General features: G+C 47.2%; 22 protein-coding genes. 19 read left to right on the top strand and 3 right to left on the bottom strand.

Translation table 11 applies throughout. The features are described 5' to 3' along the window. Window positions 1-7 precede the first annotated feature (7 nt). The 3 genes from GPLA_RS11035 to traN are packed head-to-tail and all read left to right on the top strand — an operon-like array spanning window position 8 to window position 5,839. Window positions 8-1,132, top strand: a complete 1,125-nt coding sequence (locus GPLA_RS11035) for a TrbC family F-type conjugative pilus assembly protein (protein ID WP_040514475.1) — start codon at window positions 8-10, stop codon at window positions 1,130-1,132. Continuing rightward, window positions 1,116-2,144: a TraU family protein gene (locus GPLA_RS11030; protein WP_040514474.1), complete on the top strand. Its 1,029-nt coding sequence runs from the start codon at window positions 1,116-1,118 to the stop codon at window positions 2,142-2,144. Before GPLA_RS11035 ends, GPLA_RS11030 begins: the two co-directional genes overlap by 17 nt. Window positions 2,145-2,146: 2 nt before the next feature. Continuing rightward, the gene (gene traN / locus GPLA_RS11025; protein ID WP_007104999.1) at window positions 2,147-5,839 is read left to right on the top strand and encodes a conjugal transfer protein TraN; all 3,693 of its coding nucleotides are present in this window, start codon (window positions 2,147-2,149) and stop codon (window positions 5,837-5,839) included. 162 nt (window positions 5,840-6,001) lie between these two features. Here the strand turns inward: traN and GPLA_RS11020 are convergent, their stop codons facing one another. From GPLA_RS11020 to GPLA_RS11010, 3 genes are all read right to left on the bottom strand, one after another. After that, window positions 6,002-6,529, bottom strand: a complete 528-nt coding sequence (locus GPLA_RS11020) for a hypothetical protein (RefSeq protein ID WP_007104998.1) — start codon at window positions 6,527-6,529, stop codon at window positions 6,002-6,004. Between the two features lie 9 nt (window positions 6,530-6,538). Beyond that, on the bottom strand, window positions 6,539-7,312 hold the full coding sequence (locus GPLA_RS22965; RefSeq protein ID WP_051997667.1) for a hypothetical protein: 774 nt from the start codon (window positions 7,310-7,312) through the stop codon (window positions 6,539-6,541). Between the two features lie 149 nt (window positions 7,313-7,461). After that, window positions 7,462-8,064, bottom strand: a complete 603-nt coding sequence (locus GPLA_RS11010; protein WP_007104996.1) for a hypothetical protein — start codon at window positions 8,062-8,064, stop codon at window positions 7,462-7,464. A 367-nt stretch (window positions 8,065-8,431) separates the two neighbouring features. On the opposite strand from GPLA_RS11010, the gene GPLA_RS11005 reads away from it, so the two are divergent. The 16 genes from GPLA_RS11005 to GPLA_RS10940 all read left to right on the top strand — a co-directional run bounded on the left by GPLA_RS11005 (window position 8,432) and on the right by GPLA_RS10940 (window position 20,301). After that, window positions 8,432-8,758 (top strand): hypothetical protein, encoded by a 327-nt coding sequence (locus GPLA_RS11005; protein ID WP_007104995.1) that lies wholly within the window; start codon window positions 8,432-8,434, stop codon window positions 8,756-8,758. Window positions 8,759-8,773: 15 nt separating this feature from the next. Further along, window positions 8,774-9,193 (top strand): single-stranded DNA-binding protein, encoded by a 420-nt coding sequence (locus GPLA_RS11000; RefSeq protein ID WP_007104994.1) that lies wholly within the window; start codon window positions 8,774-8,776, stop codon window positions 9,191-9,193. 79 nt (window positions 9,194-9,272) lie between these two features. After that, the gene (gene bet / locus GPLA_RS10995) at window positions 9,273-10,091 is read left to right on the top strand and encodes a phage recombination protein Bet (protein ID WP_007104993.1); all 819 of its coding nucleotides are present in this window, start codon (window positions 9,273-9,275) and stop codon (window positions 10,089-10,091) included. Between the two features lie 81 nt (window positions 10,092-10,172). Continuing rightward, window positions 10,173-10,316: a hypothetical protein gene (locus GPLA_RS23710; RefSeq protein ID WP_007104992.1), complete on the top strand. Its 144-nt coding sequence runs from the start codon at window positions 10,173-10,175 to the stop codon at window positions 10,314-10,316. A gap of 60 nt (window positions 10,317-10,376) precedes the next feature. Continuing rightward, the gene (locus tag GPLA_RS10990) at window positions 10,377-11,393 is read left to right on the top strand and encodes a YqaJ viral recombinase family nuclease (RefSeq protein WP_007104991.1); all 1,017 of its coding nucleotides are present in this window, start codon (window positions 10,377-10,379) and stop codon (window positions 11,391-11,393) included. Between the two features lie 209 nt (window positions 11,394-11,602). Further along, a complete protein-coding gene (locus GPLA_RS10985; protein WP_007104990.1) occupies window positions 11,603-12,562 on the top strand; it encodes an AAA family ATPase in 960 nt (319 codons plus the stop codon). Between the two features lie 2 nt (window positions 12,563-12,564). Continuing rightward, window positions 12,565-13,329 (top strand): hypothetical protein, encoded by a 765-nt coding sequence (locus GPLA_RS10980; RefSeq protein WP_007104989.1) that lies wholly within the window; start codon window positions 12,565-12,567, stop codon window positions 13,327-13,329. Between the two features lie 98 nt (window positions 13,330-13,427). After that, on the top strand, window positions 13,428-14,381 hold the full coding sequence (locus GPLA_RS10975) for a DUF3150 domain-containing protein (RefSeq protein WP_007104988.1): 954 nt from the start codon (window positions 13,428-13,430) through the stop codon (window positions 14,379-14,381). A gap of 61 nt (window positions 14,382-14,442) precedes the next feature. Continuing rightward, entirely contained in the window at window positions 14,443-14,883 is a 441-nt protein-coding gene (locus GPLA_RS10970) for a hypothetical protein (protein WP_007104987.1), read from the top strand. 69 nt (window positions 14,884-14,952) lie between these two features. Continuing rightward, window positions 14,953-16,608 carry a nitric oxide reductase activation protein NorD gene (locus tag GPLA_RS10965; RefSeq protein WP_007104986.1) on the top strand — a complete coding sequence of 552 codons (1,656 nt, stop codon included), beginning with the start codon at window positions 14,953-14,955 and terminating at the stop codon, window positions 16,606-16,608. 85 nt (window positions 16,609-16,693) lie between these two features. Next, window positions 16,694-17,191 (top strand): RadC family protein, encoded by a 498-nt coding sequence (gene radC, locus GPLA_RS10960; protein WP_007104985.1) that lies wholly within the window; start codon window positions 16,694-16,696, stop codon window positions 17,189-17,191. After that, window positions 17,191-17,532, top strand: coding sequence for a hypothetical protein (locus tag GPLA_RS10955; protein ID WP_007104984.1), 342 nt, complete (start codon window positions 17,191-17,193; stop codon window positions 17,530-17,532). Before radC ends, GPLA_RS10955 begins: the two co-directional genes overlap by 1 nt. A 91-nt stretch (window positions 17,533-17,623) precedes the next feature. Continuing rightward, complete coding sequence (locus GPLA_RS10950) at window positions 17,624-18,697, top strand: DUF7146 domain-containing protein (RefSeq protein WP_007104983.1); 1,074 nt, start codon at window positions 17,624-17,626, stop codon at window positions 18,695-18,697. An 89-nt stretch (window positions 18,698-18,786) separates the two neighbouring features. Next, on the top strand, window positions 18,787-19,107 hold the full coding sequence (locus GPLA_RS24395; RefSeq protein ID WP_007104982.1) for a hypothetical protein: 321 nt from the start codon (window positions 18,787-18,789) through the stop codon (window positions 19,105-19,107). A 126-nt stretch (window positions 19,108-19,233) separates the two neighbouring features. Then, window positions 19,234-19,494: a hypothetical protein gene (locus GPLA_RS24390; protein WP_456095264.1), complete on the top strand. Its 261-nt coding sequence runs from the start codon at window positions 19,234-19,236 to the stop codon at window positions 19,492-19,494. 201 nt (window positions 19,495-19,695) lie between these two features. Next, entirely contained in the window at window positions 19,696-20,301 is a 606-nt protein-coding gene (locus GPLA_RS10940; RefSeq protein ID WP_007104980.1) for a tyrosine-type recombinase/integrase, read from the top strand. Window positions 20,302-20,369 lie beyond the last annotated feature (68 nt).

The following is a 20,369-nucleotide window of genomic DNA, read 5'->3' as shown; positions in this document are numbered from 1 at the left end:
GTGGATGATGAGAAGACTATGCCTCTTATTTTTGTTGGTTGCTCCATTGGCTTGGGTGCAAGTGTCCTGGGCACAAGAGCCTTATCCGTTGTCTGACGAGGACAAAAAGATCGTCGAAATGAGCCGCAGCATTTTACAAAGTGCTGTGGATGGTTCATCTGAATTTATCGAGCCTTTTTCACCGATTGAACAACCTGCGTCGCTCAAACACGACGATGAATGGTTGATATTTGCGTCGTCCTCACTGGGAGATTCCTCACTGAAGCAGCTATTTAAAGAGGCCAGTGCTACCGGCGCTATTGTGTTGTTTCGGGGAATTCCTGAAGGAAAGACCTTGGGGGCAGCTATCCGTGATTGGCATACCCTGATGACAGGGCTTGATCCTGTTCCTCAGGTTCGAATCGACCCGAAAGCCTTTGTACACTGGCGGGTGACTAGCGTGCCTGCCATTTTCCGCATAGAAGATGACAAGGTGACTGCAAGTGCACTAGGGGTTTACAGCAAGGACTGGTTGCAGCGTCAAATTGAAACAGGCAATACCGGTTCATTGGGTCAACGCGGTCCTATTCATTCGATTTTAGAACCGGATTTGATGCAAGTAGCGATGCAGCGTTTACAGTCGATTGACTTGGGAGCGTTAAAGAAAAAAGCCATTGAGCGTTTCTGGTCTCGCCAAACATTTACTGAGTTACCCAAAGCCACGCAGTATCGGATAAGAACGGTTGATCCAACCATCGTCATGCAGCGGCCACTATTGGATGCCAATGGCCGAACATTGATCCCAGCAGGAACGCGTGTTAACCCGCTCAAAGCCTTGCCATTTACTCAGCAGCTCGTGGTGTTTAATGCGTCGAACGCTGAAGAAGTGGACGCAGTAGCGCATTGGCTTGAGGGCCAAGATAGGACGCTGCGCCGCATTACGCTTATCACCACGCAGCTCGACCGTGCTCAAGGTTGGAATAGCCTCAATGCGCTCGAAAAGACATTGGACAGTCCGGTTTATCTTCTCAATGCCTCGCTAAAGCAGCGCTTTGATTTGCAAGTCACCCCATCGTTTGTTCAAGCAAAGGGACTCGCGTTTGAAATAGAAGAAATTCCAGCAAAGGAGCTTGTTCATGCAAAAGCTCAATAATACGTATCGCCTGATGCGGACTCTCGTTGTCATGTTTGCCCTAAGCGCATCTATTCCTGCAAAAGCCGAATTGACTTGCCCAGACTCGGGGTTATTGTCCGGCAAGTTGCTGACGGATGTTTGCTGGTCATGCATTTTTCCTATCCGGGTTGCCGGTCTTCCTCTTGGCTCTGGCAATGTCCCAAGCGGCGCATCAAATAAGTCATTTTGCTTATGTGAAGACAACTTAGGCGTGCCAAGGCCAGGTATTGTTACCAGTATGTGGGAGCCAGCGCGTTTAATTGAACTGGTCAGAACGCCAGGTTGTTCACCTTCACTGGGAGGGATTCGCTTACCGTTAGGTGATAGGCGATTGCAAGGTGGTCACGGTGAGGGTGAATACGATACCGGTGATCTTGCTTTCTACCATTACCATTATTATGCCTTTCCGCTTTTGGTCATGCTCGATTTGTTCATGGATGGCAATTGCAATGCCGATGGTTACATGGACTTTGACTTGATGTATTTGTCGGAATTGGACCCAACATGGCTGAACGATGAACTGGCCTTTTTTACTCAGCCTGAAGCGGCTGCCGTTGCCAATCCATTGGCTATATCAGCTTGTACCGCTGACGCTGCTTCATCAACGCTTGGTAAACCCATCGACCAGTTGTTTTGGTGTGCTGGCAGTTGGGGCCATCTCTACCCGTTATCTGGCCACACCTTAGCCTTTGGCTCATTAGCTGAAAATACCAGCCATTTAGCGGCGCGTGCAATCGCGGCTCAACACAGGCGTGGTCTTGCTAGGCGAACAATGGGGAACAGTGCGCTATGCCGACCTGTTATCGAACCCATGCTACCGAAATCCCAATACAAGATGAGTATGTTCTTCCCTGTACCGGAAACTGAAAGTGCGCATGTCATCGGTGAAAGCACCATGAAATGGGGAGAGTGGCGAACGATCCCCGGTGCCGGTGAAGATGCGCTCTACATTTTGTGGCGCTGGCAAGACTGCTGTAACTCGGGAGGTTAACCATGAAACCAACACTTTTTACCCGAGTTTTAGCGGGTGTTTTATCAATCACTATGGCGTGCTTGCCCTTACATGGTGTGGCCGCTGATGTGCAGCGCCAATCCGGCTTAAGCGGACAACAAGAAGGTAAGCAATTACTGCAAAACTGGACGATGCCCGCACTCAATGGCAATACATTGTCGGTGCCGAATGGCAGTGGAAATGAGACGATTAACTTGCAAGAGCTTTTCCCTGGTATGGATCAGGGCTCATTGGATGTCTTAACGGGCGTTTATGGCTCTGATGCCAGCATGAATCAATTGGGGACGCAGCGCCAAGAGAGCATGGCATCCGAAAGTGGCGTTACGGGTGAGGCGTTTCGCTCGCTACAGCAAATCAAAGACCGGTCGCGGCCAGATATGGTCAATGATCCCCTTTGGGCATTAACTGATGCGGTTCAAACTGACCCAAATCTATTAACGCAAAGCTTCCCCGGCTGTGAGTCTCAAGGTGAAGGCAGTCCAAACTACCAGCAATGTGACAGGCTCAATACAGCGGTTAACAGCTGCACTATTACTCACGATTACACGGCAGGCATTATTGAACATGTTTCTGGACCGATGAACCTTCGCTCTTGTGGTGAGGGGTGTCTTGAAGTTTGGATAGGACGAATTGGTGACAACTACTGGAGTGGCAGTTGTAAAGTGTTCGAACAGGCCATCACACTCAAAGTTGTGAACCCCGATGCGATTACCTCAGCCGTTCTTGAGTACGCCAAATGGGATGACTACATGCAAGTGTGGCTTGGCGATCAGAAAGTCTGGTCTGGGCCGAACAATAACTTTCCACCAGAAACGGCAGGTCGCTGCGAGCTCAGTACCAGTTGGGAGCGCAATCCAAATACCGATCTCACTGCCAAGCTAAAAGCGGTAGAGCCCGGTTTAGAAGTGCCGATAAAAATTCGCGTATCGGTTACGGGTAGTGGTGAGGGGTATGCACGCATCAAGGTGCACTTTGATCCAACCAAGGTGGTGATGAATGATAGTTGGTCGCCACAATCCTGTATCGAACAAGCAGCGGATATCCCAGCTAAGTTTTCAGACTACAGCATTCAATGCACGGATCAGCCTTCTTCAACCAACGGATGTACGGTGGTTAATGGTGTTTCAGTTTGTGAATCCTACTTTGCCCCAAGCCCAGTGGCTGGCATATCGCCTTTGTGTCGGCGTGTACAAGTTAGTGTGGATGATGAAAGCTATAAGGGGATTGAAAATCAGGCCTGCCAAGTGCTTGAAGCGAACCCTTCCTGTGGCTTCATGTCGTCAGAATGTGCCGAAACCAATGATAGAGGTGAATGCATTCGTTTTACCGATACCTATGACTGTGGATTGCAAACCAGCGATCCAAAGTGCGTGGTATCCAATCTTATGCCGAGTAGTTTTGAGGCCTGTGAGCCTACTCAGACGATTACGCCATTTACTGAAACCAAGCATGTACCGGATTACCAGGTGTGCGAGAAGATCAGCACGCTTACTGAGTGTCAGTTAGAGCGACGTGTATCCGCTGAAACCCATCAACAAAGCTGGTCCATTGAGCGTGGTTGCTTTAGCTCCGAAACGCTCAGTTTTGTTCCACAGCACAGCAGTACTATGCAAACTGGAAACGCTACGCTGAGGATTTTTGATAATCAAAATACTGAGATAAAAATCACCGAGTTGCCATCCAAGGCAAATGGCTGGAAAACGACACTCTCATTGACGGGCAATAAGGAGACGGTGACTGAGACGAAACCGTCCATTAAATACCCTGAAATGACCTGTCCAAAAGGAACCTTGGTTGGCTCATTGTGTAAAGTCGTTAATGGGTCGATTATTTCGTGGCATGAACCCCAGGAGGTCACTCGTTCCAGATGCGATTCCGGCTGGAACAAAGTCGATTTCGACACTTGCAGCCGAGAAGTTCAGAAGTGCTTGGCTCCTGCGAAACTGAGCGCTTCCATGACCTTCTCTGGCAAGTACTTAGAGCAGGACGTTGTTCATCAATCAAGTGATCCCGGCATAGACCAATGCTTGATGCAAACGGATCAGTTTACTGCGGTGCAGTGGCAGTGTTTGGATACGGGCACAAAACGAATCGACGGGTTAACGGTTGGTAGTAGCGAGTTGGCGAAGCTTGGAAGTCTTTATCCGGCTGTTGTTTCGTCTCCTGCTCATTTAACCAGTCGCGGCAGCTCTGATGGACTGGGACTCTCATGCTGGAGGGCAAGAGCAACCTACAATGCTTCGACTGCTCATCCAGAGTTCAACATGGGCAGCTCAGATAGCTGGGTAGATGCCAATGGTAATACACAAACCATCGTCAATAACGGACAAAACACGACCACCAATACGTGTGCCGCGCTAGAGCAAAACCCTGCCTGCCAGTATGTCAGAACCGAATGCACTGAAGGCGGGGCTGGTCATGAAGGCTTCTGCTATATCCAAAGTTTGGTGTATGACTGTGGACAAAGCGTTGAAGTGCAAAATGCACGAATGGAAACTCAATTCAACTGTGAGGGCCCAGTTCGCTGTATGGGCACAGATTGTTTAGAGCCAGAGTCAATCAAGCAGGCTAACTTTGCAGAGGCCGCTGCGATGCTCAATGCTGCGCAGTTTATGACCAATGATATGTCATGTACGGGAGCTGATGGCCAAGATAACGTCGAGTGTACGGTCTTTAAAGGTAATGCTGGCCAGTGCAAAAAAGCCGTTGGTGGCATAGTGGATTGCTGTGAAAAGCCAAGTGGCGTGTCGTTATCGGACTACATCACGATGATAGTGGCGGTTAACAAGCTTGATACGGCAGTCATGGCCATGAATCCGTCTTCTGCAATCTATGGTTCGTGGAATACGCTTAGGGAACCGATCACGAGTACCTGGAGTGCGGTTAAAGAGCCTTTTGTGTCTGCATGGGACTCTCTCATGGGGGCTGGGCCATCAACGGCTGCTGGCGCGGGAGCGGAGCAAGCTGCGACTGGCTTTATGCAGGTGTTGACCAACAAAACGGCTGAGTGGGTAGGCTCTACCTTTGGTTCGGGGGCGCAATCGGCACTGTTTAGTAACGTTGGTGGCGCGGTTGGAGCCGATGGTGTTGTATCGGGTGGTAACTTTGCGCTGGGTGGCGCTGCGGGCGCGGTTCTGAGTACGGTTATGACGGCCTACATGATTTACTCAGTCACCATGATCCTCATTCAGCTTATCTGGAAATGTGAGCAGAGTGAGTTTGAGATGAACGCTAAGCGGGTATTGAAGAGTTGCCACTATGTGGGCTCTTACTGCAAGTCTAAGTTCTTAGGTGCCTGTGTTGAGAAACGGCAATCATATTGCTGCTTTACTTCGCCGCTTTCACGGATCATTCAAGAGCAAGTGCGTCCGCAATTGGGCCTTGGCTGGGGCAGTGCGAAATCTCCCAACTGTGAAGGATTGACCGCGAGTCAGTTAAACCAGGTGGATTGGAGCCAAGTCAATCTGGATGAATGGATAGGTATCTTGTCGATCACGGGCAACCTACCCGAAGTACCGTCACTGGATCTGGAAAGACTCACAGGCTCAGGAAGTACGCTAAACGTGGATGGAAATCGTCAGAGTGCCGCAGAAAGAGCTATTGAGAGGCTAAACGGAATGGATGCTCAGAAATTACGCCAGGAGGCAACGGAAGAAATTTCGGGGAATAATTGAGCTCGTCCTTATAAAAAAGCTGCGCCAATAATGTTCCATATTGGTTACTTTAATGAGCAAAATGCGCCTTAAGGTAACCATTTTAGCGCTTTGTGGTTGCTATGATTTTTCTTCTAGGATGTTTCAATACTTGATGCGGATATGATTTTTTAAGTGCAAATATCAGCGACTAGAAACCCTAGCAAAATATTTATGTTGAGAAATGATGTTATTCTCACAATGCTCTAGATCTTTGATGTCTAAAACGGAAACTCCTAATGCTGCATCGTTAAGCTTTTTATAAATAAGTGAATCCGTTCGAACCATTCTTGCTAGTTGACTTGACCAGACTGTGCAAAGCTTCTTGTATAGCAAAGGATCACTTTTTGTAAATGTTAATACTAGACCAAGATACCCAAGCCAATCAGGAAATACGCAGTTTTTTGAAATCTTTACTAGGTCGGCAGTTATGCAGATATCAACTATTTTACGCTGTTGTTCTGGAGTAAAAGTATAGGGGAATTGCCCAATTTTAACTGAGTAATTTGTTTTTTGTTTTTTCACCAACCAATTATCTTCAAGAGGGTGTTTACCCCGAGTTAGTTCAACTAGACCAAATCGAAAATGAAGTTGACCACAGGTGGTACAGTTTAAATTCCAGCACCATTTTTCTTGTGAAGCTAGTTCACTCATTGCCTCAAACGCATTCATAAATTTCTCTTAACTTTTTACAATAAAACGAATTTGCTGATCCGTATAAGCTGGATTTAGTAAATTAAATTTTTTTAAGTAAGCTAGAAATTTCTCACCATGGTATTCAGACAATGTTTTAGTCCCTACTGCGTTATTGCCTCCAAACTGACTACAGAAACGGTATGATTGACCATTAATTGAATACTCTTTGACCCAATACCTTTCATGATAATTTTTGGACGCTTCCGTTGAAATCATGATCAATGGGAAAGATATACCAAAGTGTTCTTTGCACCAGTCAATGTTTTTCAATAACTCTAAATGCTCTGCTGTTTGGCTGCAAAAACCGATAATTGCATCAATGTGTTCTTTAACCAATTTTCCAACTCGTAGCTCCACCATATCCACATCCTCTGAATGTTTTAACAATCTAAAAGCTTCACCCTCAGGCATTTCTGTCGTCAATGTTAATCTAACGATTCCTTTATTTTTCCAGCCTCTCAAGGCTCCAGACCAAATATTGGCTTTAAGGTTAGAATGCTCTCCAAATTGCTGAGCCGACCATTCTTCAGTTGAGACTCGGCCATCAGCATATTGAAAAACCTTCCAAGCTTGCTTTTGATTTATCAAGCATTGTCTAAATTCATCTTCACTTGGAATAAATACCAATTCTGGTTTTCCAGTCACCGTTCTGGATTCATAGAAATCAAGAAGCCTACAGATAACGTTATCCGGTGTCTCAAATCCTATTACGTGTTTACCAAGGCGAAGGTAAGTTTCTTGCGATAGTTCAATTTGCATTGCTGATACTCATAAGTAATGTTGATTACAGTTATAGTAATGATCATTACATTTTAAGTCAACTGTAATTACACTTGAGAAGTAACAGAGAGTTTTGGGATACTATCTGAGTTAAAAAAGCCCCTTCGAGAGGGGCTGGTTGAGGGAGCCTAGTTGGCGGGGTTATCTGTTTCCTCTTCAGTGATATCGTCATCGGTAGAAGGCACCGCTTGCTCAACTTCAGCTTCTTTACCCTTAGCTTGGGCTGATTTTCGTGCTCGAATTTCGATATCAATAATGCGTCGTGCAAGTTTGATAATGCGCTGTTGCCATGCGTAGTTGCCATCAACACGTTGCTTGTTGCTAAGCACGCTAGATAACCAGAGTGTGTCCATTGAGATCATCAACGCATCGAGTTTGCGCACTAAGCCAACAAACTGACCAACCTGGGGCGAGCTTATTTTTGCGTTGAAGGTTATCGGGTCGGTGTAGTCAGGTACTTCATCGATGCCGTTGGACTCCATCAATTTGTCCAAACGAGCTTGTTCGTTGTCTACCGCCTTAGCGCAATCCTCGATCAGATGGCTAATGATCTGTTCCACTTCATCAATTTCGTTCTCATCGCCAATGATGCGTAGGATGACATCGATTCCGTAGAGCGCACTGACCGTCCGTCTAAAAACACGGTCAACGACACGTTGCGCCTGTAAGCTATTAATTGTGAATGATTGTTCAAAGATGGGTTTTGAGTAATTGGGTTTTGCTTGGGCCATAAGTTTGCTCCTGATATGACAATAATCAGTCCCTAGCCTAATCCTCTGTGAGGTAATGGCCTTTCAGCTAGGTGGAAGAATTGAGCATCTTTCTAACTATCCTGTCTGGATAAGACGGTTACACTGACTATCAAATATTGCTGATCTGTTTCAGTGATATCTGCGCCTGAGAGCATGAGCTCAAAGGAAGCCCGCCGCTGAGTTTTCTCAGTGGTACTAAGAGGTAGCTAGCCTCCTTAAACAAATAGCCTGCATGTTTTTACATGCTCAACCATGCGTTCCTTGCGGTTCGCCTTTTCACCACCCAACTGGGGGAGTTTTCCCCAGTTGGGGGAGACTCCTTCACAACCTAATTAAGGAGTCACCAATGGAATATATCTTCGGATTTATTATCCAAGTCGCAGGCATTATGTTGCTTGCAAAACTGAGCTGGTCGCTTTTGCGATTGGTTGCTCGTCAAAGCGTGCGCCCGTTTCGATTTGTACTTACTCAAATCAAGCGATTGCTCACACCAACACCAAAACGTCGTCCAATGGCAGTGCCTAAAGCTCCTGGTATGCCCCGTTTGACATCTGCGTTTTACAAAGAGCCACATCAGTACGACATGGCTTTACTCGAAATACCAACCTATCTGCGTCGTCAGTCTTCTTTGCCCAGCCGGGTAGAAGCGACTGTGTGCACAGAGTTCAACTAAGACGAGGAGAACATCATGAAAAACCAAGTAACACTCATAGGCTACGTTGGCGCTGAGCCAGAGACGCGAGCCTATCCATCAGGTGATTTGGTGACCAGCATTTCGCTGGCCACTTCTGAGAAATGGCGCGACCGTCAATCCAATGAGCTCAAAGAGCATACGGAATGGCATCGGGTTGTTTTTCGAGATCGTGGTGGATTTAAGTTAGGGCTAAGGGCAAAAGATTTAATCCAAAAAGGAGCGAAGCTTTTTGTTCAAGGGCCTCAGCGCACGCGCTCATGGGAGAAAGATGGCATTAAGCATCGATTGACCGAAGTGGACGCGGACGAGTTTCTGCTTCTTGATAGTGTGAACAAAGCATCTGAGCCATCACCGGCGGATGATGCGGGCTCCCAAGCTAATTGGGCACAAACTTATCCTGAACCAGATTTTTAACCGAGCGAAAACGCTTTAACCCAGCCGGGAGTACTTTCCCGTCAGGGGCAGACTCCCACTTTGATTGTCGGAGTCCACAATGGAAAAACCAAAGCTAATCCAACGCTTTGCTGAGCGCTTTAGTGTCGATCCAAACAAATTGTTCGATACCTTAAAAGCAACAGCATTCAAGCAACGTGACGGTAGTGCACCGACCAATGAGCAGATGATGGCGCTCTTGGTGGTTGCAGATCAGTACGGCTTGAACCCTTTCACCAAAGAGATTTTTGCGTTCCCAGATAAACAAGCTGGGATTATTCCAGTGGTAGGTGTCGATGGATGGTCTCGCATCATTAATCAACACGACCAGTTTGATGGCATGGAGTTTAAGACTTCAGAAAACAAAGTCTCACTGGATGGTGCGAAAGAATGCCCGGAATGGATGGAATGCATCATCTACCGGCGCGACCGTTCGCACCCAGTCAAAATCACTGAGTATCTGGATGAAGTCTATCGACCGCCTTTTGAAGGTAACGGCAAAAATGGCCCTTACCGGGTAGATGGACCATGGCAAACGCACACGAAGCGAATGCTAAGACATAAATCCATGATCCAGTGTTCCCGCATTGCGTTTGGCTTTGTGGGAATTTTCGATCAAGACGAAGCAGAGCGAATTATCGAAGGCCAAGCAACACACGTTGTTGAGCCATCTGTGATTCCACCCGAGCAAGTTGATGATCGTACCCGAGGGCTTGTTTACAAGCTTATCGAGCGGGCGGAAGCTTCAAACGCATGGAATAGTGCATTGGAATATGCCAATGAACATTTTCAAGGTGTTGAACTGACGTTTGCGAAACAAGAAATATTTAATACACAGCAACAAGCAGCCAAAGCGCTCACACAGCCTTTAGCTTCTTAGCGCCACGCATTCATTCTACTAACCCTGGCGGGATTATTCTCCCGTTAGGGGGAAGGTCTCGTCTTTTTTTGGAGATCTTCCATGACTAAATCAGCCTCACTTTTTCGCTTCGTATTGGTTGTTGCCCTTGTCGTAGGTTCGATTCAAGCCGGTATAGCGGCAATTGATTCGCTTCAAGCAAGTGTTGTTCAGCACCAAACAGCGTTAGCACAAGCTGCAAAGTAACCACTTAACCCTGAAGGGGAGTACTCTCCTTCGGGGGAGTCTCCCCTCAAAGGAGGCAATATGAAGGTTATCGACCTATCACAACGTACTCCTGCATGGCACCAGTGGCGCATTGCAGGGGTTACGGCATCTGAAGCCCCAATTATTATGGGGCGTTCACCCTACAAAACACCTTGGCGATTATGGGCAGAAAAAACCGGATTCGTATTACCAGAAGACCTGTCGAATAATCCTAATGTGCTTCGCGGTATTCGGTTGGAGCCTCAAGCAAGGCGAGCATTTGAGAATGCGCATAATGACTTTCTTCTGCCGTTATGTGCAGAAGCCGATCATAACGCAATCTTTCGAGCCAGCTTTGATGGCATCAACGATGCGGGCGAACCTGTTGAACTGAAATGTCCTTGCCAGTCAGTTTTTGAGGATGTGCAAGCTCACAGAGAACAAAGCGAGGCGTACCAGTTGTATTGGGTGCAGGTACAGCATCAAATACTGGTCGCCAATAGCACGCGTGGTTGGTTAGTTTTCTATTTTGAGGATCAACTGATTGAGTTTGAAATACAACGAGACGCGGCGTTCTTAACTGAGTTGCAAGAAACGGCGCTTCAGTTTTGGGAGTTAGTACAGACCAAAAAAGAACCGTCAAAATGCCCTGAACAAGATTGTTTTGTTCCCAAGGGTGAAGCCCAATACCGCTGGACATCGCTGTCTCGGCAGTATTGCTCAGCACATGCCGAAGTGGTCCGACTGGAAAATCACATTAAATCTTTGAAAGAGGAAATGCGAGACGCTCAGTCAAAATTGGTCGCCATGATGGGTAACTACGCTCATGCCGACTATGCTGGGGTCAAACTCAGCCGCTACATGATGGCGGGTACGGTGGACTATAAGCAATTGTCCACCGATAAATTAGGCGAGCTGGACGAACAGGTTTTAGCAGCTTACCGAAAAGCGCCACAAGAGCGGTTGCGCATCAGCACCAATAAGCCAGATCAGCCCGTTGAAACACCAATCAAAATCAGCCTTGAGCAAGAGAACTTGGTTCTGCCAGGTGACTCGCCGAGCTCATTTTATTTTTAACGTTCACTTGGAGCCGATTTCGGCTCCTTTCTCATGCACTTACATCGAGTGCATCAGAAAGCAGTTTCACTCGTAGCCAATGCTGGGTACGAATGATAGAGCGAGCTGAACTCTTACATACACAGCCATACCACAATCAACACACCACCCGACGGGGACTTCATTCCCTGTTGGGGCATGGGGCCTCGTCAAAACTGATGAGGTTTACCATGACTGAACAATCCCCATTTTTGGTTCAAGTGAATCAAGCGTTTAATGTCCCGGCTCCTGATGCTTTCGTTCTGGAAGGATTTAGTGCCGACACAACCCATCCAAACATTCCCGTTCGCAAGGACGAGTATGTTTTTAGAAAAGAAGACTTACGTGACGTATTGGCGTTCTTGTCTAACCCCGACGGTGATGGTTTGTATATTACAGGCCCCACTGGATGCGGGAAGACCTCGCTAATTTGCCAAGTTGCTTCTCGATTGAATTGGCCTGTTCAGCAAATTACTGCGCACGGTCGATTGGAGTTGTCCGATCTTATCGGTCACCACACGCTGGTTAATGGCAACATGACCTTTGTGTATGGACCGCTGGCACTGGCTGTAAAGCATGGCCATTTGCTGATCATTAATGAAATGGATCTTGCTGAGCCTGCTGAACTGGCTGGACTCAATGACATTTTGGAAGGTGCCCCGTTGGTCATCGCACAAAATGGCGGTGAGATCATCATGCCACATAACAAGTTTCGTTTTATCGCTACCGGCAACAGTGCGGGCAGCGGTGACCAAACGGGCTTGTATCAAGGTGTGCTCCAACAGAATTTGGCTTTTCTTGATCGCTTTAGAATCATCGAAGCGACCTATGCAGAGCCTTCTGTAGAGGAAGCCATTCTGGAGAACGTTGCGCCGGGCTTGCCAGAAGTCTTTCGCCAAAAAATGGTGAAAGTAGCCGGTGACATTCGTCGTCTCTTTATTGGGGGCGCGGATGGCGGTGCTGAGCTTAGTATCACCATGTCCACTAGGACCTTGGTGCGCTGGGCAAAGTTAACACTTGCTTTTAAAGGCGCTCCTAACGCAGTGGAGTATGCACTGGTTCGGTCGTTGACGGCTCGTGCTGAGTTGGAGCAACGTGAAGCCATTCACCGTATTGCCGCTGATGTCTTCGGTGACCACTGGGAGGATTGATGATGGAAAATTGCTTTGCTCTTTACCGTTACAGTCATTCTGATGGGACAGCCAAAGAATGGGCCATTTACGTTGGATCAGACACCCAGGAGATTGAAGTTCGGTTTGGAAAAGCCGGTCAATTGTCGCAGCAGCGATTGATTGACTCGACTGATCCTAACGCTGAAGCAGACCGAAGAATCAATGAGAAAATCAACAAGGGTTATCGATTTGTTGGACAAGTCGGCATTGATCATCAAGGGCGGCCATTTGAACTCTCAAATGCGCTAGATAGCGTCGCGTGCGCCAATAACGTCAGTTGGGAGTTTCGTACTCGCAAGGACGTCAATGGCCAAATCTCGCTGGCGCAAAAAGCGTTGTTCGATATGGCAAAGCTGCTTGAAGCCTATGGCTTGGCTGTTATTGATGATAACCAGGTCAGGATTGGAGAATGGTCATTAGGGTTTTGCAAAAGCGGATTACCTAGTACCAATCAAATCAGCATGGTGTCAGGTGAAGGCGCTGGCATTGTTAACACGGATGATGGCCCGTGGCCATTGTTGCTGTTACTGGCCTTTAAGCGTCAATTACCACCTCTGTGTTCGCTCACAGTAGCGAGTCCTGAAGGGATAGAAGTATCCGACCAACTGAAGTTGGAAAAAGATGTATTGCGGTTACTAGGCAGTGATTTAGAGCGGGTTCGCCCGATTGCTGAAGCACTGGACTTAATGCCTGCGAAAATCGATCTCAACCAATCGTCGCCTGATTCGCAAAATTACTATTTCTGATAGTGATGTTGCCATTAGCGCGTCAACTACTACCACCCAAAAGGGGGCCATTGCTCCTGTTGGGAGTGGTGCGTCCCCATCTCGCATGAGGATGCACTATGAGTATTCAAACCCTCGACAAACTTTTGATTTGTCACATCGACTGTTCCATCTGGAGCGGTAGAAAAAAACTAAGGCCTGAAGATTTCAGATTAGCCAATGGCAGCCAACTTCCACCGAAGGATGTTGCCAGCTTAGGGAGTAAAAAAATTTGCGACCCAGAGGCATTGGCGAACTTTGAAAGGCTTAAGAAAGAAGCGCAGCGCTTGTGTGAGCAAGTCGGTGTGCGGTTCTTAGGTGGCTATGCCGTCCCTGAAGAGCGAATTGATCAGATTGTTCCAGAGCTTGACAGAATCGGTCAGGAGTTTGCGCAGTGCAAGCAGTTGTTCCTGGACAACTATGATCAGGTGACGTTTGACTGGGTTGCAAAACACCCGGAATTTGCAGATGCAATCCGACGTGCATTATCACCCATCGAAGACGTGGAACAACGGCTTCAGTTCGATTATGCCATCTATCGAATGCAACCGGCTGACCAAGCTGGTGGCTTAGATGACAAGGTCAATGGTATGGGACACACCCTCTTTAGGGAGGTGGCTCGTGATGCCAATGAACTGTTTGAGCGTTCCGTTGCAGGTAAGAATCAAATCAGTCAGCGAGCCCTTAACCCTCTCAAACGGTTAAGAGACAAGTTGGATGGTTTGTCATTCCTGGATCATCGAGTTCAGCCGATGGTCGAAGCGATGGACAATTTATTTGTTCGTCTGCCGAAGACCGGCCCTGTGACAGACAATCTCTATCACGAACTGATGGCGACCATTTTAATTTTGTCTGATCCAGACAAGATGAGAATGCACGGTGAAGGTCAATTGGATATCAGACAACTGATGCCCAAACCTGAACCTAAACCCGCACAGCCAGTATCTGCTCAGGCAGATAACTTACGTGCAATACCACAACCAACCGTCAGACCAAACCTTGGTTCGACTGTACCAAACTCATTTTATTTCTAACGTCCTTGAGGGCATGTTGCCCTTAAGGGCGCATGTCCTCTGAACTATGTAAGAGGAAATTATGCAATCAACCATCCATAACCCCAGCCAACTGAACCAGTTTGAACCGCATTTTCGTGGTGTGACTGATGCTGTTGAAAGTGAATCGATACCAGAAGTGGCGTGTTGTCGAACGTTAGTACAACGGTCGTACTCAACACATAGTGTCGTGATCCCCAAGAACCCTGTTTTGATCGCAGATGCGGACGCACAAGGAGCTTGGGTAACGGCCATGGTATTTGTTCCAAACATGGCATTGCAGCAAACCGCTTATGAGCGGGCCTGGCTGCAATATCAACACGAGGTGTCTACTCAGTTACAAGACCAGTACGGTCTGACATTGGATGACATCCTGAGTTTAGACCAGCTTAAAACGTCATTTGAGCAGCACGAGAGTCCAGCTCAATTGGTGGCTTGGTTAGGTCAAAAATACGACCTGGATAAGCTAAAAGCACAGGTTTAAACACTTACATTCCCAGCGGGGAAACGCTCCCGCTGAGGGAGTATTCCCCCTAATGATTAGGAGACTCCCATGAATCATCCATTAAAAAACGCACTGCCAATCGTTGCCGCCGCTTATGGCGAAAAGTTTGGTGTGAAGGTGCTTATTCAAGGACAAGATGCGTTTACCGATGGTGAGCGGATTGTGATCCCAACAGCAAACCCAGACGACCCACACTATCAACATATTGCTTGGGGTTATCTGGCTCATGAAGCGGCGCATATTCGGCATACTAATTTTGACATGGTGCAGAAGGCGTCGTCCAAACCGATCCGTAAGGCACTTCTCAATATCATTGAGGACGTTCGCATTGAAAACGAATTGGCAAAGGATTACCCCGGAACCCGGCGCAGTATTTCGCAAGTGATTGAGTACATGGTGGACACACAGCAAATGTGTGTACCTGAACAGCTTGAGCCTGCATCTAACTTGCAAGCCTGGTTGTTGTTCCGCTTGAGATGCCATTTTCTGGGCCAGAAAGCGCTGACACCTTTGTATCAAGCTGTTGATGAAAGAGTGAGACAACTCTTTCCTGCCGCAGCGATGAGCCGGTTAAGCGCCATGCTGACAGCAGTGCCTAGCCTGGCATCTACAGGTGAAGTGCTGAAACTTGTCGATGCCATCGTTGCCATGTTGGAAGAAGAATCTCGTCCACCACAGGATGAGTCTGATGCTGATGGCGGTGATGACATTGGACAAGATGCGAGTAATGACAGCAATAGCAGTAGTGACAGTCAAACCCCGGAAACAGGTTCGTCTGCAACAGGGGATGCTGCTGAAACGAGTGATTCTGATAACTCTGATCAAGCTGACAATTTGCGACAAGCCTTAGAGGCCAGTGCCGCTCAGTTTGAACCCGATACCTTTGCCCAAGTGGCAGAAGTGTTGTCGGAACAAGCTGAAGGACATCAGGGCGTCACTCCACTCAGTTTGCCCCAAGCAGAGCAGGCTATGTTGGGTGATGAGGCCATCTTGACCTTATCGGCGTCTGAGTCCGCTCAAATTCGAGCCCGACTTAGGGGCATGGTTCAGTCCAGTCAGGACAATCGGAATCATGCCCAAAGGCACGGTCTTCGAGTTGCAACCCATCGTCTTGCCGCTTCACAAGCAGGAGAGTCGAGATTGTTTATTCAAAGGCAACCTCGCATTGCGCCCAATGCTGCTGTGCACTTGCTTGTCGATATATCGGGCTCAATGGGTAAGCCCATTGGCGAAGGTAATCGCAAGTACTTTCATGTTGCCAATGAAGCCGCTTTGGCTTTATCCATGGCATTGGAAGGTATACCGGGTGTTGTACCTGCGGTCAGTTATTTTCCTGGTATTCATCAGGAAGTTTCTATCGCGTTATTGCCCAAGCAATCGGTTCGACATCGGGCCGCCTGTTTTGACCAAAAACCACGAGGTTGTACGCCTATGGCACAAGCGATGTGGTTTGCGGCAAACAGTTTGTTAGCACAAAAACAGAAGCGAAAGCTAATGATAGTGCTAACGGATGGTGACCCAGATGATTGGGCTGCCACGCATGACATTGTTGACCGGTGCAGACGCAGTGGCTTTGAGCTGCTGGGGATCGGGATTCAAACACGCAGTGTTGAGAGATTCTTTCCTCAAAGCATCGTGATTAATGATGTCAAAGATCTGAAGCGTGAGTTATTCGAAGTAACACAACAACTGTTAATTCAGTAACCACATCAATTTTACCACCCTGCGGGGACGATTCCGTCCCCTTCAGGGCATGGGTTCGTCTCCGCTTTTTTTTGGGGAGACTCCTATGAAAAACAAAAAGTTCTTAGCTGGCGAAGAAGCCGGTACTTACATCGTTCCTGAGCAGGTGACCGAAGCGGATATATTAGATATGGCGCTCAAGCTTGCTCGTGGTCGATTGAGTAAAGGTCGCAAAATTGAACAGCCATCGTCGGCGTTCTCATACCTGCAAACACTGATGCACGAGTATGAGCACGAAGTCTTTGGAGTGCTGTTTCTTGATACAAAGCATCGCGTTATTCGATTTGAAGAGCTGTTCAAAGGCACTTTAGATGCGGCGAGCGTGTATCCAAGGGAAGTAACAAAGCGGGCATTGGAACTTAATGCGGCAGCAGTGATACTGGTTCATAACCATCCATCGGGTGATCCTGAGCCTAGTGAAGCTGATAAACGCATCACTCATCGACTTCGTGACTCCTTGTCACTTGTTGATATTCGAACGCTTGACCATGTCGTAGTCGCATCCGAGGGCTGCGTTTCGCTTGCCGAACGCGGTTATCTTTAATGAATGGGCGCATTGCCCATTCTCCTACATCACAAAAGCAGTCCCATCAACACACATCATCACAGCTCGAATTTCTATTTGAGTTTGATGATGCCCCAGTCACTTGGTCTGACACGGAAATCTGGCAGTTACGCGAAGGCATTCTATTGGATGCGATCCGAGTATTGCTGGACGGTCGTGTCAGCACTCGGTTGCGCAAGGATGTGTTGTCGTGGATTCAAAATGACGAAATAGCGCCATTTTGCTTTCGTGTTTGCGCGATGGCTGCGGTTGTCGATCCTGATGTGCTTCGTGATTCCATCATGTGGCTATTAAGACGACATGGTATCCAGCTTGACTAACGTTCCTGCATTAACCATACGGCTTAATGTAGGACCCAAGCTGACTTTTACCACCAGTGGTAGGAGTCGGCTTTTTACTTAAGGAGGTTATATGGCGTTACCTTTACAAATTGAAACAGTAAGGCCATATCTTAATGGCCAATGGCTTCAAGTATTAGCGGCATTGGTGCCAGAACTTGATGCCGCTATTGCTCGAAAAGGCCGTCATGTGGCTTGTCCTGTTCATGGGGGTCGTGATGGCTTTAGGCTGTTCAAAGATGCTGAATATACCGGTGGTGGCGTTTGTAATACCTGCGGTATCTTTCATGATGGCTTTGAACTGTTGTCTTGGATTAATGGGTGGAACTTTGCTCAGTCTATTGAAGCAATTGGCCAAGTTCTTGGTATTCAACCCGGACAAATACAAGCACCTTCTCGGGCAATAACGCGTAACGCTGTTGATTGGAAGGCTAGAAAGCAGGACGAGGACAAAGCGATTATCCATCGCTTGAATCAAACCTGGGGAGAAACGCTATCTCTTGCAGATACTCGTGCGCAACCAGTTTGGAACTACTTGCATCGTCGTGGCATTGTTACCCGGCTTCGTCCTGAATGGGATTCGGTGCTGAGGTTTCATCCAAACTTGCCTTACCATGATGAAGATGGTCTGTTTATCGATAGCTACCCAGCGCTGCTAGGTAAAATCGTTACGCAGCAAGGGCGTTCGGCCACGTTCCATCGGATCTACCTAAGTGAAGATGGATTCAAAGCGCCGGTTGAAAAGCCTAAAAAGATGATGCCGATACCAAGTGACAGAACAATCACTGGTGGTGCCATTCCTATAGGTGAGCCTGGTGAAGTACTAGGTGTTTCTGAAGGTATAGAAACGGCCCTAGCGGTAACCAGAGCAACGGGGCAAACATGTTGGTCGGTTGTGAATGCAACGCTACTGGCTAGGTTTGAACCACCAAGTAATGTGAAAATGCTGTACATCTGGGCAGATCACGATCTCTCTGAGACCGGCCTGAATGCAGCGAATGAACTCAAGAAAAAAGCCTGGCAAAAAGGCATTCTGACACAAGTGTTGATCCCTCCGATACCAACGTCACTTGGCGTGAAAAGTTGGGATTGGAATGATGTGTTGAATGTTTACGGTGCCATGGGCTTTCCTAAAGTTCATATCTGATCCAAGGGGCTTCGGCCCCTTTTTTTGCGCCTTGCATATTTGAAAAAACATGGAGAATGAAAAATAGATAACCAATAGGAGAAACAAACATGATGGTATTAACCCTGTTAACAAAGCAGATTGATGGTGAGTTTAAGGTTTACTGGAAGACCGGCCTTCGAAGAGGTGGTGAGCTAAAGGTCGATTTAGGTGAGCAATACGACAAGCTACCCGAGCAGCAAAAGCCAATTGCAGCTGAGCTTTATGCTATTCATCACCTACTGTCAGTGAAAGAGGTGATGGGGAGTAACCGAAGCGGTAATGGGCTTCAAATCCGAGTCAGTAAAGGAGCTATCAAAAAGTTACAGAAACAACGCTCAACTAAGCATTCACTTTATAGCCTGACTAGGTTTTTGCTCACTCGATACTAGGAAGCACAGATCTCGGTAGAGAAGCGGGACGATTGGCTCTCACATTCCTTCGAAGAATACAGCGTCGATAATGCTACAGTGAGAGAAATCGATGAGGTCATCAACGTTCCGAACATTGGACCTGTCGTGGTGACTCGTCATGCACTGGAACGGTTTGTGGAACGGCTTTCTGATGGTGTACCTAAGCATCCTTGGAAGGCTTTGTGCTCAAAGTTGCTATGTTCTGCGCTAACTAAAGCCCAGTTGCCTGAAAGGGTCACCATCCAAAAAGCCAAAAAATATGCACAAGAGGCCGAGTTCTGGCAGCATGTGGAGAGCAAGATGTACTTTGTTATGATTACGGGTGACTCAATGAAGACATTGGTTACGGTTTTTGCAGTAAAGTGAGCTAATGTAGTATTCGCACTTTATGAATATTACTTATGTGCCAAATTGCAGACACTCCTCTCAACAAACATTAATGACGGCTTTCAAGGGATAGCCGTCATGCTCATCTTCGTTTCAGTAAATTATCTTTAATAATTGCGGTCAAATTTCATACAAGCGGGTCGATAACCTCATAAGCCCAATCTTTTTGAGATAAAAATCATGGCTCGTCGCATACCTTGGAATAAAGGAAAAATCATCGGCCAAAAAGCACCACTTCGTCAGCAAGAAGTGTGGTCTATACGTGCCAGACTTGAAATTGCCAATAACACTAAAGAGCTGGCATTGTTCAATCTGGCCATTGACTCAAAGCTTCGAGGTTGTGATTTAGTCGCTTTAAAAGTGTTAGATGTCATGCGAGCTGGTGAAATTTTAACGAGAGCCAGTATTGTTCAGCAGAAAACTGGCACCCCAGTAATGTTTGAAATCATCGCTCACACCCGCCAGTCATTGCTCGAATGGATTACTCTCGCAAATTTAAAATATGATGATTATTTATTTCCTTCACGAAAACACGCTGTGCCTCATCTTGGCACCCGCGCTTATGATCGCATAGTCCATAAATGGGTGTCATCCATCGGTTTAGAAAGCGGTTTGTATGGCACTCACACCATGCGCAGAACTAAGGTTTCTATTCTGTACAAGCGAGACAAAAACTTACGCGCCATTCAGCTGTTACTCGGTCATAAGAAAATCGAAAGCACAGTGCGTTATCTTGGTATCGATATGCAGGATGCGCTTGAGTCTGCTGAAAATCTCGACATATAGCTTGATATTATTAACATTATTATTTATAAAAAATACTGTACTTTTATACTCAGCTAATTAATTAACCT

The sequence above is a fragment of the Paraglaciecola polaris LMG 21857 genome (assembly GCF_000315055.1).
Taxonomy (GTDB): Bacteria; Pseudomonadota; Gammaproteobacteria; order Enterobacterales; family Alteromonadaceae; genus Paraglaciecola; species Paraglaciecola polaris.
The sequence above is the reverse complement of the archived record's forward strand: the minus strand, read 5'-3'. Positions and strand labels throughout refer to the sequence as shown.

Coding starts and splice junctions, on each gene's coding strand:
- GPLA_RS10950 (WP_007104983.1), top strand. CDS start 17,624: ATGGCGTTACCTTTACAAATTGAAACAGTAAGGCCATATCTTAATGGC.
- radC (WP_007104985.1), top strand. CDS start 16,694: ATGAAAAACAAAAAGTTCTTAGCTGGCGAAGAAGCCGGTACTTACATC.
- bet (WP_007104993.1), top strand. CDS start 9,273: ATGGAAAAACCAAAGCTAATCCAACGCTTTGCTGAGCGCTTTAGTGTC.
- GPLA_RS10990 (WP_007104991.1), top strand. CDS start 10,377: ATGAAGGTTATCGACCTATCACAACGTACTCCTGCATGGCACCAGTGG.
- GPLA_RS11035 (WP_040514475.1), top strand. CDS start 8: ATGAGAAGACTATGCCTCTTATTTTTGTTGGTTGCTCCATTGGCTTGG.
- GPLA_RS10985 (WP_007104990.1), top strand. CDS start 11,603: ATGACTGAACAATCCCCATTTTTGGTTCAAGTGAATCAAGCGTTTAAT.
- GPLA_RS23710 (WP_007104992.1), top strand. CDS start 10,173: ATGACTAAATCAGCCTCACTTTTTCGCTTCGTATTGGTTGTTGCCCTT.
- GPLA_RS11005 (WP_007104995.1), top strand. CDS start 8,432: ATGGAATATATCTTCGGATTTATTATCCAAGTCGCAGGCATTATGTTG.
- GPLA_RS10975 (WP_007104988.1), top strand. CDS start 13,428: ATGAGTATTCAAACCCTCGACAAACTTTTGATTTGTCACATCGACTGT.
- GPLA_RS10940 (WP_007104980.1), top strand. CDS start 19,696: ATGGCTCGTCGCATACCTTGGAATAAAGGAAAAATCATCGGCCAAAAA.
- traN (WP_007104999.1), top strand. CDS start 2,147: ATGAAACCAACACTTTTTACCCGAGTTTTAGCGGGTGTTTTATCAATC.
- GPLA_RS10965 (WP_007104986.1), top strand. CDS start 14,953: ATGAATCATCCATTAAAAAACGCACTGCCAATCGTTGCCGCCGCTTAT.
- GPLA_RS11030 (WP_040514474.1), top strand. CDS start 1,116: ATGCAAAAGCTCAATAATACGTATCGCCTGATGCGGACTCTCGTTGTC.
- GPLA_RS10980 (WP_007104989.1), top strand. CDS start 12,565: ATGGAAAATTGCTTTGCTCTTTACCGTTACAGTCATTCTGATGGGACA.
- GPLA_RS11010 (WP_007104996.1), bottom strand. CDS start 8,064: ATGGCCCAAGCAAAACCCAATTACTCAAAACCCATCTTTGAACAATCA.
- GPLA_RS24395 (WP_007104982.1), top strand. CDS start 18,787: ATGATGGTATTAACCCTGTTAACAAAGCAGATTGATGGTGAGTTTAAG.
- GPLA_RS11000 (WP_007104994.1), top strand. CDS start 8,774: ATGAAAAACCAAGTAACACTCATAGGCTACGTTGGCGCTGAGCCAGAG.
- GPLA_RS10970 (WP_007104987.1), top strand. CDS start 14,443: ATGCAATCAACCATCCATAACCCCAGCCAACTGAACCAGTTTGAACCG.
- GPLA_RS22965 (WP_051997667.1), bottom strand. CDS start 7,312: ATGCAAATTGAACTATCGCAAGAAACTTACCTTCGCCTTGGTAAACAC.
- GPLA_RS10955 (WP_007104984.1), top strand. CDS start 17,191: ATGAATGGGCGCATTGCCCATTCTCCTACATCACAAAAGCAGTCCCAT.
- GPLA_RS11020 (WP_007104998.1), bottom strand. CDS start 6,529: ATGAATGCGTTTGAGGCAATGAGTGAACTAGCTTCACAAGAAAAATGG.